Below are 15,076 nucleotides of genomic sequence, written 5' to 3'. Positions count from 1 at the left end.
GTCACCTTTCACCTTTTATTTAGATGAATATTATTTAGACAACATTGTACAGTGGTGTAGGTACTTTAGGGTCTGTATCATGTAACGTGATACGTCCCCCAACTTCAAATCCATATTCTTTTAGACCATTTGTCACAGACATATTCGCAAGTTCCTTCATATTATTATCTTTGCTTAAATGTGCTAAATAAATACGCTTTGTTTGATCATTTATAATGTCAGTTAATGCTAATGCACAATCTTCATTCGAAACATGCCCCATATCACCTAATATTCGGCGCTTGACACTCCATGGATATCTACCCATTTGTAACATGCCGACATCGTGATTTGCTTCAAACACAAGCGCATCTGCACCTTCTACTGTTTTCTTAATTCGTTCCGATACATAGCCAAGGTCCGTTACGAGCGCTACCTTTTTCCCGTTATGGTGAAATACGTAAAACATCGGCTCTGCTGCATCATGAGACACGGCAAAGGATTCAACATCTATGTCACAGAATGTCTTTGTCTCTTCCATATTAAATACAAATTTCTGGTCAACACTTAACTTACCAAGGGAATGTTCCATCGCTTTCCAAGTCTTTTCATTTGCATAGATTGGTAGATTATACTTACGCGCGAAAATGCCAAGGCCTTTAATATGATCACTATGTTCATGTGTAACTAAAATCCTTGATAACTCACTTGGATTAATCTGAATATGTTCAAAAAGCCTAGTCATTTCCTTCCCGCTTAAGCCAGCATCAACTAATATTTTTTCTTTTTCTGTACCGATATAAAAAGCATTCCCCGAACTACCGGATGCTAATACACTAAAGTGTAGTGTCATCTGTTTTCACTCCATTTGTTGTCTCCATATTCTGTAACCACGTGTTGATTAACATTGCAGCATCATCTGCATCTAATTCCTCATTGAGAGGTCGCAATGTATTCTTTTGAGTTAATGTATAATTCTGAATGGTCTTATTCATCTCTACGACGAAGCTCTTCTCATCTCTTGTTAGAATATGACCTTCAATTGCGTTGGCATAAAAGTAATTCGCATCATTCACTTCAATTTCCCATGTTGGTGTGAGTACTTGAACGCCATCAGGTAATGGCAATAAGTTCTGGTACCCAAATGTCACGTCAGAAATCGTCGCACCAGAGATAATATTACCTTTCTCAAATAAATTCGTAATAATCGTGAGTGGTTCTTGCACCCCATATGTCTCTTCTTCTTGCTCTTCTGCTTTCTCTAGCATTGTTTGGACATAATGGGTCATTTCCCCTTTGTCATTGACACGAACGAGTAATGCACCACTTTGATTATAAAAAATCGGCTCCTCAATCTTTTGGAAGAAGATATACGTATTTGTGTCTGTATCTAAGGAATAATCTTCAAAATTGTAACTCTCATCATTCCAAATATGTGTGCGAATATTCTCCTCTGTTTCTTCTATATCAAAAGGTACAGGTTTATCTAATTGGGATAAGATGAGATGATGATCCACGACGACAATTTCTTGATTCTCAAGCCCTTCTAATTCCTTTATGTCTTCCTCAGTAATTTCTTTCCTTTTTGCATATAACATAGATGCTTCTTTCGGACTCTCTGGCACATCCTCTAACCCACTCAAGTTATCTTGTAAATTCACTTCCACATCAGGTGCTGCAGCGTATTCTTCCTCTTGACCCGTAATAAATTGGCGTAAAAGAAAGATATTTAAAATGAGAAAACATAATATAAATAGTGTCTTAATTTGCCCCCATTGCATTTCCATACCCTCCTTGGTAGTTAGACATGGACATCTCGCTCGTAATCATCTGCCAACCTTGTACTGTTTCCACACACCATGTAGGAATTAAATCAAATACTTGCGCACCTGCCTGTTGTTCAATCCGATAACCTAATTGGATATCTAGAATTTGATCTAACTCATACATTTCATTTTGTTCTAAATAGTCGACTAACTGTTCCCCACTCATTAAGTTTGTTTCTGCTCTGTCATACGATTGCGTCAATTTCATCAATGGTCGAGCATATTGGTATAGACTTAAGTCATGGAATTTCATGAACATTGTCGCTAACCCTTGATTAGAGAAGACCGGATGATTTTTGTAAATCATACGAAATTCAACTTCTTGCAACAATGGATTAAGGTCAGATAATCGATAGTCAATTCCTTCTTCTACTAACCAACCTTTATGATAGTTCACATAATTAATTGCATTTGTAAAAACTTGTTCCCCAAGATTGCCTTCCCTCGCATTTTCGCTTGAGTCAATGGTAGACTTTTCTGCAGTAAAGAAATTTGTATATTCCATTGCATACCCTTTGACTACCATCTCACGAGAACTATCTGAATACGTCTTGCCACCGTCTGGATTCGTGGAACTCTTTACATTCGACGGATTCCAGAAAAAGATGCTCTGTAACGAATTCGCATCAGGATTAATCGATGTATAGCTGAACTTCTTCCCGTTCAACTTCACTTCATTCGGGATATAGATTGTCCGATTAAAGCGCAATTCTACAGGTAAATAAGTGATAAATTGTTCCACTACATTCAATTGATCAAAATACGAGATAATTTGTGGGAGATTTTGGATATTTGCAAGAATATCAATTGCATATGGATCACTATTATTAAAGACGACATGATTATTCGTTCTGTCTTCATTTAAATATAAAATAATACTATCGAATTCCGAATCAATCAAAATTTGTTCATCAATTGTAAAAATATCGTTAATAAAGCTAGATGGCATCGATGTAGGGAATTTAATCTCTACTCGATTGACAGCCTCATCAATTACCGCACTCTCTTCTGCAATTCGAAAATTATATAATCTTAAATCTGTAATATCACGAAATACATTTAGTTCCTTCGTCTTATCTTCAAGACCTTGTGCGACATTATTCCAATGAAAAATAATTTGATCTGGTTGGATGATCTCTTGCTTAGATATTTCTACCCCACCTAATTGGGCATCACTTGTCGGATTCTCCACACCTTCGTAATTATAATTACCTTGGAAATTCCAAATAGCAACAGTTAACAATAGACTCAGACCAACTAAGAAATATAATACAATTGTTTTGATAAATTCTATGTTCATGACCTACCACCTCGCTTTCTAACAACTAGTGGTAAAGTAAAGTAAATGGTCGTTCCTTGTCCTTCTATACTACTTGCCCAAATATGGCCATGATGTGCTTCTACAATCTCTTTGGAAATCGCAAGTCCAAGCCCTGTTCCACCTAATTCACGTGACCTTGCTTTGTCCACACGATAGAATCGATCAAAGATTTTGTCGACTTTCTCACGGGCAATTCCAAGTCCTTGGTCTTGGATACTAATCTTTATTCGGTTGCGTTCTTTCGCCACTTGTAAGGTGATTTTTCCGCCTTCAGGTGAATATTTAATCGCATTTGACATGATATTATCAATAACTTGGGTAATCTTATCTGGATCAATCCATACTAGAATTTCTTCGCGCGGTATCTTTCTCCTAATTCCAATATGTTCTAATTTGTTCATTTCAAATCGGTCCAGAATATGGTTTACAAGCTGGATGATGTCTATTTGGACAACATTCATTCCGCTCTCTTTATGATCCATTTTTGATAATTGTAATAAGTCATTCACCAATCGAATCATTCGTTCTGTCTCATTTTGTGTCACTTCAAGAAACTGTGGTGCTAAGTTCTTATCTTCCCACGCACCATCTGTTAATGCTTCTAAATAGCTTCTCATTGTCGTAAGTGGTGTACGCAATTCATGTGACACGTTCGATACGAATTCGCGGCGTTCTCTTTCTACCTTTTCCTGTTCTGTTACATCACTGATTACTGTAATTAAACCAGTGAAGGTCTCTTCTTCATCTTGTACAATCGAGAAGCTCGCTTTAACTAAAAACAACTCTTCCTCTGTACTAAAATCAATCGTAAGAGAACCAGTCTCTTCTAATTCCTTCACATCAATGACTTTATCCTCAAGCTGTAATACTTCTACAATGAGGCGACCTTTTGCTTCTTCAAAAGGAATCCCGATCAGTTGTGTAGCAGGGTCATTCATTAAAGAAATGCGTCCCTTTTCGTCTGTTGCAATGACACCATCAGACATATTCGCAAGCACAGAACTCAGCTTTCGTCTTTCTTCTTCTGTTGTCTGATTAGCAAGCATCAATTTGTCATTCATATTGTTAAATGTCATTGCTAATTGGCCAATTTCATCTGTACCATATACATTTACCCTTTTGGAGAAATCTCCTCTAGCCATAATGGTTGCTTGTTTACGCATTTCTTGGATAGGCTTTGTAATAGATCTCGCTACTAAAATCCCTAACACAACAGACACGAGTAACGCAATCATTGTCGCATTTAAGAATATCTTAGTCGTTTGCTCTAACTGCTCATAAATTTCTTCAATGGATGCATCCACTTGGAGTACCCCAATTGGCGTTTCGGTTTCAGAATCTATAATAGGTACTGTCTTTCGAATCGTTCGATCATTAGTATATCGAGTACGGAACCTATCTTCTGCTTCAAGACTAAATTGTAATGCACCGTCAATATCACTATCTCCAGTAATTCGTTTCCCAACTCTGTCACTACTACCTACTGCACCAACTACACGAAATTGGGAATCAATCACTTGTAAATCGGTAAAAATATCTGTGGAATACCGATCAATAATGTCTCGTATCTCTTCTTGTAATGTTGGGCCTTCATCTGTCTCTTCACGTTCTTTTTTAAAAACTTCTTCTAAATTTGTCGTGAGAATTTGAATTCGGTCTTCTAAATTATCTTCAAAGCTTGCATGTAAGCTCTCTTCCAATTGATTAATGAAGTAGGATCCAATCACTTGAATCGCAAGTAATAAAAATAATGTCAAAATTATAATGATTTTCAGCCTGATCGACTGGAAAAAACTCACTCGATTCATATACTCTTACTCCTGTTCAGGATTACGCAAATAATAACCAACACCTCGTCTTGTTACAATCCATAATGGGTTACTAGGGTTATCTTCAATCTTCTCACGTAGACGTCTTACAGTAACATCGACTGTACGGACATCCCCATAATAATCATATCCCCATACTGTTTCTAAAAGATGTTCTCTTGTCATTACTTGGCCAATATGGCGAGCTAAATAATGCAATAACTCAAATTCACGATGTGTTAATTCAATATGTTGGCCATTTCTCGTCACTGTATAAGCATCTGGATGAATGACAAGTGTACCTATCGTAATATCATTTGTATCTCGTTGTTGTGGTTCTGGCTCTTGGTTTCTTCTTCTTAAGTTCGCCTTTACTCTCGCAATTAATTCACGATTACTAAATGGCTTTGTCACATAATCATCTGCACCTAATTCTAGACCAAGTACTTTGTCAATCTCGGAATCTTTTGCTGTGAGCATAATGATTGGCATTGCGTGTGTCTTTCTCACTTCTCGACACACTTCATTCCCATCTTTTTCTGGTAACATAATATCTAATAAGATTAAGTCTGGATTCTCATTTGTTGCTAATTCAATTGCCTTATCCCCATCGTTTGCAACAATGACTTCATAACCTTCTTTTTCTAAGTTGAATTTTAATATATCTGCAATCGGCTTTTCATCATCTACAACAAGTATTTTTTGACTCATAAAAGCACGTCCTTTTCCAATTTTATTCTTTAACGTTTGTTTTGTGTAGTGAGTGAATAGAAGTCACTATACGCCTATTCATTGTTGTCTCACTTTATCTATTTTAACTGAATTTGATGCAAATGTCTTTTATTCTCTTTATTTATCGGTATAGAGTCGAACAAATCGATAACAGAAAAACTCTTGCTACTATATTTCGTAACAAGAGTTTATATCATTCATAATAGGGTATATAGAAATTGTGAGAAAATCATTTGCTTAATATAGTGTTGCCGGGTTTACTAAAGAACCATTATCATACACTTCAAAGTGTAAATGGATACCTGTAGAGTCTCCAGTTGATCCCATGACACCGATTGTTTGGCCTTTTTCTACTGTTTGTCCTGCTGATACATCGATGGAATCTAAGTGTGCATAAATGGTGCGATAGCCATTGTTATGGTCAATGACAATTTTGTTACCATAGCCACCATTATCCCAACCTGCAGATACGATTGTTCCATTATCAGCAGCTAAGATAGATCGATTACTTACACCAGCAATGTCTAAACCTTTATGGTAAGAACCCCAACGTTCACCAACATGACTAGAGATATATCCGCCAATCGCTGGCCAGTCAAATTGTCCTGTTCCTCTTTCAGATACGACTTTTGTACCTTTAATGATGACTTCTTTGACAGGTTCTTTTGTTACTGTTTCTTGTACAGTTTCTTCTGATACTTGTTTGCCATTTACTTTTTGTGTTTTGTAAACAACTTCTTTCGTACCATCCGCACCTTCTTGTTTCACTTCTTCTTCGCCTTTATACATCGTTTCTGATTCTTCTACTTCTGTCTCAAAGGAAACTGTTTCTTCTTTTTTCGCTTCCTCTGTTACAACAACAGATACAAATGGCTTAAGTACCGTTACTTGTAGCTCATCACCAATTTTGATTAAAGAATCTTCTTTTAATCCTGGATTAATTTCCAATAATTGCTTTAAAGATAAGTCATGTGCACTAGCGATTGATCCAAGCACATCGCCTTCTTGCACCGCATATGTCTTTGTTTCTAATGTGCCTTTTTCAAGTAATGTGACACCTTGTTCTACTGTCAGCACGTCTTTTGCGAATACAGTCTCTTCTGATGTCGTTACTTCTTCTGTTAACGTTACATCAAGGATACGTGTATCGCCAGTCTTTAATTCTGTTTCTTTATTTGTATTTTCTTCCAGTTGCTTCAGCGTGTCTTTATCTACAAACTTCTCTTTGTACTTTTGAATCACTGCTTCCGCTTCTTCTTCTGATGCAAAATAGCCTACTGTTTCTTCACCAACAACTAGCGCTTCTGCGTCTACTTTTACTGTTAACTCATCAGCTAAATACTTGAGTACTTTTTCTTCATTTGTCTTTGTTTCAAAAACTGTCTCAGGTACATAACTGATTTCTTCTTCAATCGTGTATGTATAATCAAGTTGATTATTCTCTTCTTTTGTTGTTTCTAGTTTGTTTTGGATGAAGTTCTCTACCTCTTGCTGATCATCAACAACACCAATATGTTCTCCATCTACATATACGTGATAAATAATAGGTAATGTAGTCTCATCAGCAAAAGCAACCTGTGTTGTTAAACCTAAACCTATCACACTAGCAATCATCGTGTTTCTAAATAATTTCTTATAACTCGTTATCTTGCTTTCTCGCATCTCACTTTTCCTCCTATATACCTATCATGATTCAAATTATCTCTATTTCAAATGAATCACCTTTATAAAGGTAACATAGGCATAGTAAGTATGAAAACCCTTTTCTACGTAATGTAACATAACTGTATAATTACTTCCATTATTTGAGAAAAGGTGCTCAGTATATGTCGATTGCTACGGTTTGGATAAGGAGAAGCTTATTTTGATATACAGTCTAAAGACAAAATTACAATGAAATAGGGAGTCTTTTCCCCTCTGAATACGTAAAAAATCCAAACGATCCAGCAAATAGCTTTCGAATCGTTTGGATATTTTTAGATTAAAGAATTCTTTTATTGATTAAGTTTTTCGTACACGCTCTATTAACTATATACACTACGTACAACGTTTGTTTGAGAACGATCTGGTCCTACTGAGAAAATGGATAGTGGAATACCAGTTAATTGAGAGACACGTTCTAAATAATGACGTGCATTCTCTGGTAATTCATGCAAGCTTTTTACACCTGTAATATCTTCTGTCCAACCAGGTAACTCTTCATATACTGGTTCACAGTCTGCTAATATTTTTAAGCTTGCAGGGAATTCTTCCATAATTTCTCCCTTATATTTATATGCGACACAAATCTTTAATGTTTCAATACCTGTTAATACATCAATGGAGTTTAGTGACAAGTCCGTAATCCCACTTACACGGCGAGCATGACGAACAACGACACTATCAAACCATCCAACACGACGAGGACGACCTGTTGTTGTACCATATTCATTTCCTACTTCGCGAATACGATCTCCAATTTCATTCGTTAATTCTGTCGGGAATGGACCATCACCAACACGTGTCGTATATGCTTTCGACACACCAACAACATGGTTGATTTTAGATGGACCTACACCTGAACCAATTGTAACCCCACCAGCAATTGGGTTAGATGACGTAACAAATGGGTATGTTCCTTGGTCAATATCCAACATAACACCTTGTGCACCTTCAAATAATACACGTCTGCCATCATCTAATGCATCATTTAATACAACAGAAGTATCCACAACATATTGTTTAATTTGTTGGCCATATTCGTAATATTCTTCTAGAATATCTTCTATTTGAACAGAATCTGTTTCGTATACTTTCTCAAATAAGCGATTCTTTTCTTTTAAATTGATTTCTAATTTTTCTTTAAATGCTTCTTTATCTAATAAATCTGCAATTCGAATCCCTACACGCGCCGCTTTATCCATATATGCTGGACCAATACCTTTACGTGTCGTACCAATTTTGTTCACGCCTTTTTCATCTTCTTGTAATGCATCTAATTTCAAATGATATGGAAGAATCACATGTGCGCGATTACTAATACGAAGATTATCTGTATTCACATCTTTATCATGTAAGTAAGCTAACTCCTCTACTAATGCTTTCGGGTCAATAACCATACCATTTCCTAATACACATACTTTATCTGCAAAGAAAATCCCTGAAGGAATTAAATGTAATTTATATGTAATACCATCAAATTTAATTGTGTGCCCTGCGTTGTTTCCACCTTGATAACGTGCTACAACTTCTGCGTTTTGAGAAAGAAAGTCTGTAATCTTTCCTTTACCCTCATCTCCCCATTGCGTTCCTACTACGACTACTGAAGACATAAAAACGGCACCTCCGCCTATTAGATTAATTTCACAACTCTCATTTTAGCAATCAAAAGTACAGATGTCAATCCGAATCACGAACATTTTCATCTATTAGTATACCAATGTTCGTGATATTGGTGGTTTACAGAATAGTAAGTTAATAGGTTAGAAACAAAAAAATAGCATAACTAATGAGCTATGCTACTAAGCTGGTGGTATATCGCTCTCTTGGTAACGGTGATCTAAATCAACGAATTTGTTATACTCTTTCACAAACGCTAATTCTACTGTACCAACAGGACCATTACGTTGTTTTGCGATAATGATTTCAATTATATTTTGTTTTTCTGATTCTTTATCATAATAATCATCACGGTATAAGAATCCAACGATATCGGCATCTTGCTCAATACTTCCAGACTCCCGTAAATCGGACATCATTGGACGCTTGTCTTGTCTTGACTCTACCCCACGAGATAGCTGGGACAAGGCAATTAACGGTACATTCAATTCACGCGCAAGCCCTTTTAAGGAACGTGAAATTTCGGATACCTCTTGTTGACGATTCTCTTTGGAATTGACACTACCTTGAATTAACTGCAAGTAATCAATCAGAATCATCCCTAAGCCGTGTTCTTGTTTCAGACGACGACATTTTGAGCGAATCTCACTTACACGGATTCCTGGCGTGTCATCAATATAAATACCTGCATTGGACAAACTCCCCATTGCAAGGGATAATTTGCGCCAATCTTCATCTTCTAATGAACCTGTTCTTAGTCGCTGTGCATCAATATTTCCTTCCGCACAAATCATACGTGAGACAAGCTGTTCTGCCCCCATCTCGAGACTAAATATCGCCACATTTTCATCTGTACGAATGGCAACATTCTGAGCGATATTTAACGCAAATGCCGTTTTCCCTACAGAAGGTCTGGCAGCAACAATAATGAGATCATTCCGCTGAAAGCCTGATGTAATCTTATCTAAATCACGGAAACCTGTCGCAATTCCCGTTACCTCTCCACTCTGTTTATGGAGCTGATCAATATTATCATATACGCCAATTAACACATCTTTAATATTCTTAAAAGCAGAAGCATTCTTTCGATTCGATACCTCTAATATTCGCCGCTCCGATTCATTCAACACAGCTTCCACTTCATCTTCTTTGGAAAAACTATCTGTAACGATATCTGTTGCTGTTCGAATTAATCTTCTTAAAATCGACTTTTCCTCTACAATCCGACAATAATAAGCCACATTGGCTGCTGTTGGGACTGCATTTGCTAAATCACTTAAATAAGATACGCCACCAACGTCGTCTAGTTGCTTACTATTTTGCAGACTTGTTGTAACTGTAACTAAGTCAATTGGCTCGCCTTTATCGGCTAATGTCATCATGACTCGAAACGTAATTTGGTGACTTGCTCTGTAAAAATCTTCTGGCAATAATATCTCTGATGCCGTCGAAAGCGATTCTGGTTCTAGGAAAATGGCACCTAATACTGCTTGCTCTGCTTCAATATTATGCGGTGGTGTCCGACCTTGTAATGCCTCACTCAATTCAATCACCTCTTCACTAACCATACATTTACAAACGATTCATTTCTTATCAGAAAAAATCAAAAAAAGAATCCGAACAATCAAATGAAAACAAAATATGTTGCCAAAGTGACGATTACACTTTGGCGGTCATGTTCGGATGGAATCTAGCTATTCTATTATTTTTCTACCACATGTACTTTAATTGTACCATGCACTTCTTGGTGTAATTTCACAGGTACATTGGTATATCCTAATGAACGGATTGGCTGATCTAGTTCGATTTTGCGCTTATCCATTTTGATATTATGTGATTTCTGTAGTTCTTCAGCAATTTGTTTACTTGTAATAGAACCAAATAAACGCCCGCCATCACCAGATTTTGCAACAAGCTTCACTTCTAGATTAGCTAGTTTTGCTTTTAATTGTTCTGCTTCTTTTACTTCTTCTTCTGCTAATTTTGCTTGCTTATTTTTCTGTGCTTTCAATGCACTTAGATTCGCAGGTGTTGCTTCTACTGCTACATTATTTTTAAGTAAAAAGTTTCTTGCATATCCATCAGAAACATTTTTTACGTCACCTTTTTTCCCTTTGCCTTTTACATCTTGTATAAAAATTACTTTCATTCTGTGTCTCCTCCTTCATAATACTCGTCAATAATCTCTTTTAACCATTCATACACTTCAATTACGGACATATCATCTAATTGTGTCGCTGCATTCGTTAAATGCCCGCCACCATTCATTTTTTCCATAATAATTTGGACATTGACTTTTCCTAATGATCTCGCGCTAATACCAATTCGACCATCCTTGCGTTCTGAAATCACAAAGGATGCTTCAATGCCTGTCATTGTTAGTAATGTATCTGCTGCTTGGGCAATGACGACAGGGCCATATGCCTCTCTAGAATTCCCAACAGATATCGCAATATTATCCCTGTAAATCTTCGTGTTCTCAATTAATCTACTTCGTTTCACATAAATATCGAGGTCTTCTTTTAAGAACTTCTGCACTAATACGGTATCTGCACCTTTTGAGCGTAGGTAAGATGCTGCATCAAATGTTCTAGAACCTGTTCGTAATGTGAAACTCTTCGTATCGACTATAATTCCTGCTAATAGTGCTGTTGATTCTAACATATTTAAGCTTAATTTGCTCGGTTGGTATTCTAATAATTCTGTCACAAGCTCTGCTGTAGACGAAGCATATGGCTCCATATACACTAATGTCGGGTTATTAATAAATTCCTCCCCACGACGGTGGTGATCAATAATCACAACATGTTCTGTTCTGTGTACTAATTTCTCTTCAATCGTAATCGATGGCTTGTGTGTATCTACAATAACAAGTAATGTATCTTTTGTCACGATATCAAGCGCAGATTCTGGGTCAATGAAATGGGACCATAATTGCCCATCATCTTTAATCGATTCCACGAGTCGCTGTACACCTGTATCGATATCATTCTCATCTAACACGACATAGCCATCCACTTCATTTGCCAACGCAATTTTTAACACACCAATCGATGCCCCAACTGAGTCCATATCTGGTGAACGGTGCCCCATGATTAATACTTGGTCACTTTCCTTCACCAATTCTTTTAACGCATGGGAGATGACACGTGCCCTTACTCTTGTTCGTTTTTCCATTGGATTGGTTTTCCCACCATAGAAGCGAACCTTACCAGATGTGTCGTCTTTAATCACTACTTGGTCTCCGCCTCGACCTAATGCAAGGTCTAAGCTAGATTGGGTTAACTCCCCTAATTGTGGCAATGTCCCGCTACCTAATCCAATACCAATACTTAATGTTAATGGGACATTATTATCTGAAACAAGTTCCCGTACATCATCTAATATTTCGAATTTCGTTTTTTCTAATTCTGCCAAAATCTGTTGATTACATACAGCTAAAAAACGCTCTTGTGAAATTCTTTTTAAATAGATACCATTTTCACTCGACCAATTATTCAACAAAGATGTCACTTTCGAGTTAATGTGGCTTCTTGCTGTATCATCTAAATTCTGTGTCGTTTCTTCGTAATTATCTAAGAAAATAATGCCAAGAACTGTTTTTTCTTGATGATAAATTTGTCTTATTTCGGTTTCTTCTGTACGATCAAAAAAGTAAACAAGTCTTTCTTCCCTTTTATGATGAATCTCATAATCATTCTCTTGAATATGTAAACGAAAAATATCTTTATCCGTCTTTAATTGTGAGATAAGCTCATCAGATATAATAGTTAAGTTCTCTCCAACTAATGTTTCTTCGTCAGACAAATTGTTCAGATACGGATTTGCCCATTCAATCTGATATGCTTCACTATACAAAAGAATTCCAATCGGCATTTCTAACAATGCTTCTTCTCCGACTTTCTTCACCCGAAAAGACAGTGTAGAAATATAGGCTTCTTGCTTATTCACCAATTCTTCTTCTTTCTTCACACTATAATAAAGAGATACTGCAAAAAGAACGGCCATAACGATTCCTATTATCCAATGGTAATAAAATAAAAATACCAATAACGCAAAGGATAATAAGTAGATGCCAATAATATGCCTACCCATCACCGGTTTCTTGAAGAACTTAAACGGCATGTTTGTCAGCTCCTAACTAAAGCATTCATATATTATTTAGATATTCTTTTCTTTAATTCAAATCCTAAGTCAATTATACCTAAGATTCTCATCAAATAAAGTCCTAGCATCGGAAAAAATACAAGAATAACGATACTGACAATTGGTAATGCTTTTGATTGTTTTTTGACATAACTATAATGGAATATAAACGATAAGCCTTGTAGCACAAGTAGAATTCCTGCCAAATGGGAGACGTTTAGTATCGCCATATTCACTGTTGCATTTTCTGTATTCACCGTCATAATCGACAATAAAAGTGTCAGAAAGTAGATCCACAAAATCAATTTTGGCAATTGAAAATTTCGGAATGGTGGAAATCGATAAGCTTCCTTCGCTGAACGATTTAACCATTTATATGTGAGCCATTGTGTAAGAATTGCAAAACACATCGCAACTGCAACTAGTACAATTGGAATCAACTGCAAAAATGCCATCATTTGCTCTCTAATGAGATTCATTTCTTCCAATGAGAATTGAAAGACACCTACAGAACCCATTAGTTCCTCTGTCATCTTCAATGAATCATCCATTGCGTCTATATACATTTCCTTAATCGATACACCTAAGATTAGTTCAATGTATGCATACACAGCAACAAAGCCTAACAGATAACCTAATGTTCCTTTTGACCATGTCTCATATGGATGATGTTTTTTCGTAATCGAGTTTGCAATAAATATACCACTTAACAGTGCAATCACCGTTAATGGAATAGAAATAAGTGGTGCGATGACCACACTTACTACGATAATAATAAGACTTCCAATATAGAAATGCGTTCCACGGAAGTGTACATATAGTAATACAATTGGGATAGGTAAGAAAAATACTGCTAATAGTGAGAATAATGGCACAAATGCAGCCATTAATAATAGGAGTAGATAACTACCTAAATAGAGAAAATAGGATGTTTTCCATTGTTTTTGGTTCATTTTTGTCCTCCTTGATACAACAACATACTTCTTCAAATTATATACGATATAGCTGTAGGATGCGAATGTAATCAATTCGTAAATCAGAGAATTGCCCTATACGAACATGGTTACTTCTATTATAATATAGTGTAATGACAACAAGTCCAAAAACATACACGAAAGAAATATGATTTTTTCTAATTAGGGGGATAATAATGGTAAATACAGTTATTTTTGATTTAGATGATACACTTTTATGGGACAAAAAGAGTGTAAAAGAAGCTTTTCGTGCAACTTGTAAGCTTGCACAAGAGAAGTACCAATTAGATCCAGATGTGTTAGAGGATGCTGTAAGAGAAGAAGCAAGAGCATTATATCAAGGATATGAGACATATGAATTCACTCAAATGATTGGCATTAACCCATTTGAAGGATTATGGGGCAATTTCTTAGATGATCATACATATTTTAAGAAAATGGCAGAGATCGTACCAAATTACCGTAAAGAGGCATGGACAAATGGATTAAAACGACTTGGGATAGATGATGCAGAATTCGGTGCACACCTTGCAGAACAATTCCCAATGAACCGCAAAAAGAGCCCATTTGTATACGAAGAAACATTCTCTGTATTAGAGAAATTACAAGGAAAATACCAATTAATTATGCTGACAAATGGCTCCCCTGATTTACAAAATACCAAATTAACGATTACACCAGAATTAAAACCATATTTTGACCATATTATTATTTCAGGTGATTTCGGAAAAGGAAAACCAGACCAATCGATTTTTGAGCACGTATTAGAAGTAGCAGACATTTCAAAAGATGATGCCATTATGGTTGGAGATAATCTTATGACAGATATTTTAGGGGCGAACCGCACTGGAATTAAGAGTGTGTGGATTAATCGAGAAGATAATCGCGCAACAGATGTGAAACCAACATATGAAATCCATCATTTAGATGAATTAATCGATTTATTAGAGACAGTTTAAAAGAAAAAGAAGA

12 protein-coding genes are annotated in these 15,076 nt (G+C 36.3%); 1 reads left to right on the top strand and 11 read right to left on the bottom strand.

Annotated features, from left to right (window positions below):
* Window positions 1-34: 34 nt before the first annotated feature.
* From ACFOZ1_RS08280 to ACFOZ1_RS08230, 11 genes are all read right to left on the bottom strand, one after another.
* Window positions 35-832: an MBL fold metallo-hydrolase gene (locus ACFOZ1_RS08280; RefSeq protein ID WP_390198347.1), complete on the bottom strand. Its 798-nt coding sequence runs from the start codon at window positions 830-832 to the stop codon at window positions 35-37.
* Complete coding sequence (locus ACFOZ1_RS08275; RefSeq protein ID WP_390198345.1) at window positions 816-1,760, bottom strand: two-component system regulatory protein YycI; 945 nt, start codon at window positions 1,758-1,760, stop codon at window positions 816-818. The genes ACFOZ1_RS08280 and ACFOZ1_RS08275 overlap by 17 nt, the downstream gene beginning before the upstream one ends.
* On the bottom strand, window positions 1,741-3,105 hold the full coding sequence (locus ACFOZ1_RS08270) for a YycH family regulatory protein (RefSeq protein WP_390198342.1): 1,365 nt from the start codon (window positions 3,103-3,105) through the stop codon (window positions 1,741-1,743). Before ACFOZ1_RS08270 ends, ACFOZ1_RS08275 begins: the two co-directional genes overlap by 20 nt.
* Complete coding sequence (walK, locus tag ACFOZ1_RS08265) at window positions 3,102-4,934, bottom strand: cell wall metabolism sensor histidine kinase WalK (protein WP_390198340.1); 1,833 nt, start codon at window positions 4,932-4,934, stop codon at window positions 3,102-3,104. The genes ACFOZ1_RS08270 and walK overlap by 4 nt, the downstream gene beginning before the upstream one ends.
* A gap of 6 nt (window positions 4,935-4,940) precedes the next feature.
* On the bottom strand, window positions 4,941-5,645 hold the full coding sequence (yycF, locus tag ACFOZ1_RS08260; protein WP_390198337.1) for a response regulator YycF: 705 nt from the start codon (window positions 5,643-5,645) through the stop codon (window positions 4,941-4,943).
* Window positions 5,646-5,903: 258 nt separating this feature from the next.
* Window positions 5,904-7,328, bottom strand: a complete 1,425-nt coding sequence (locus ACFOZ1_RS08255) for a peptidoglycan DD-metalloendopeptidase family protein (RefSeq protein WP_390198335.1) — start codon at window positions 7,326-7,328, stop codon at window positions 5,904-5,906.
* 362 nt (window positions 7,329-7,690) lie between these two features.
* Window positions 7,691-8,977: an adenylosuccinate synthase gene (locus ACFOZ1_RS08250; protein ID WP_390198333.1), complete on the bottom strand. Its 1,287-nt coding sequence runs from the start codon at window positions 8,975-8,977 to the stop codon at window positions 7,691-7,693.
* Window positions 8,978-9,166: 189 nt separating this feature from the next.
* Window positions 9,167-10,552: a replicative DNA helicase gene (gene dnaB / locus ACFOZ1_RS08245; RefSeq protein ID WP_390198330.1), complete on the bottom strand. Its 1,386-nt coding sequence runs from the start codon at window positions 10,550-10,552 to the stop codon at window positions 9,167-9,169.
* A gap of 134 nt (window positions 10,553-10,686) precedes the next feature.
* Complete coding sequence (gene rplI, locus ACFOZ1_RS08240) at window positions 10,687-11,133, bottom strand: 50S ribosomal protein L9 (RefSeq protein ID WP_390198327.1); 447 nt, start codon at window positions 11,131-11,133, stop codon at window positions 10,687-10,689.
* The gene (locus ACFOZ1_RS08235) at window positions 11,130-13,109 is read right to left on the bottom strand and encodes a DHH family phosphoesterase (RefSeq protein WP_390198324.1); all 1,980 of its coding nucleotides are present in this window, start codon (window positions 13,107-13,109) and stop codon (window positions 11,130-11,132) included. The genes rplI and ACFOZ1_RS08235 overlap by 4 nt, the downstream gene beginning before the upstream one ends.
* Before the next feature lie 32 nt (window positions 13,110-13,141).
* Window positions 13,142-14,083, bottom strand: coding sequence for a YybS family protein (locus tag ACFOZ1_RS08230; RefSeq protein ID WP_390198321.1), 942 nt, complete (start codon window positions 14,081-14,083; stop codon window positions 13,142-13,144).
* 197 nt (window positions 14,084-14,280) lie between these two features.
* On the opposite strand from ACFOZ1_RS08230, the gene ACFOZ1_RS08225 reads away from it, so the two are divergent.
* On the top strand, window positions 14,281-15,063 hold the full coding sequence (locus ACFOZ1_RS08225) for an HAD family hydrolase (RefSeq protein WP_390198319.1): 783 nt from the start codon (window positions 14,281-14,283) through the stop codon (window positions 15,061-15,063).
* The last annotated feature ends 13 nt before the right edge of the window (window positions 15,064-15,076 follow it).

Source organism: Gracilibacillus marinus (assembly GCF_042651725.1).
Classification (GTDB): Bacteria; Bacillota; Bacilli; order Bacillales; family Amphibacillaceae; genus Gracilibacillus; species Gracilibacillus marinus.
Note: the sequence above shows the minus strand (reverse complement) of the source record. Positions and strands in the feature narration are given on the sequence as shown.

Bases quoted from the DNA above. Each gene is read 5' to 3' on its own strand.
- ACFOZ1_RS08235 (WP_390198324.1), bottom strand. From the start codon at position 13,109: ATGCCGTTTAAGTTCTTCAAGAAACCGGTGATGGGTAGGCATATTATT.
- ACFOZ1_RS08270 (WP_390198342.1), bottom strand. From the start codon at position 3,105: ATGAACATAGAATTTATCAAAACAATTGTATTATATTTCTTAGTTGGT.
- yycF (WP_390198337.1), bottom strand. From the start codon at position 5,645: ATGAGTCAAAAAATACTTGTTGTAGATGATGAAAAGCCGATTGCAGAT.
- rplI (WP_390198327.1), bottom strand. From the start codon at position 11,133: ATGAAAGTAATTTTTATACAAGATGTAAAAGGCAAAGGGAAAAAAGGT.
- walK (WP_390198340.1), bottom strand. From the start codon at position 4,934: ATGAATCGAGTGAGTTTTTTCCAGTCGATCAGGCTGAAAATCATTATA.
- dnaB (WP_390198330.1), bottom strand. From the start codon at position 10,552: ATGGTTAGTGAAGAGGTGATTGAATTGAGTGAGGCATTACAAGGTCGG.
- ACFOZ1_RS08275 (WP_390198345.1), bottom strand. From the start codon at position 1,760: ATGCAATGGGGGCAAATTAAGACACTATTTATATTATGTTTTCTCATT.
- ACFOZ1_RS08250 (WP_390198333.1), bottom strand. From the start codon at position 8,977: ATGTCTTCAGTAGTCGTAGTAGGAACGCAATGGGGAGATGAGGGTAAA.
- ACFOZ1_RS08230 (WP_390198321.1), bottom strand. From the start codon at position 14,083: ATGAACCAAAAACAATGGAAAACATCCTATTTTCTCTATTTAGGTAGT.
- ACFOZ1_RS08255 (WP_390198335.1), bottom strand. From the start codon at position 7,328: ATGCGAGAAAGCAAGATAACGAGTTATAAGAAATTATTTAGAAACACG.
- ACFOZ1_RS08280 (WP_390198347.1), bottom strand. From the start codon at position 832: ATGACACTACACTTTAGTGTATTAGCATCCGGTAGTTCGGGGAATGCT.
- ACFOZ1_RS08225 (WP_390198319.1), top strand. From the start codon at position 14,281: ATGGTAAATACAGTTATTTTTGATTTAGATGATACACTTTTATGGGAC.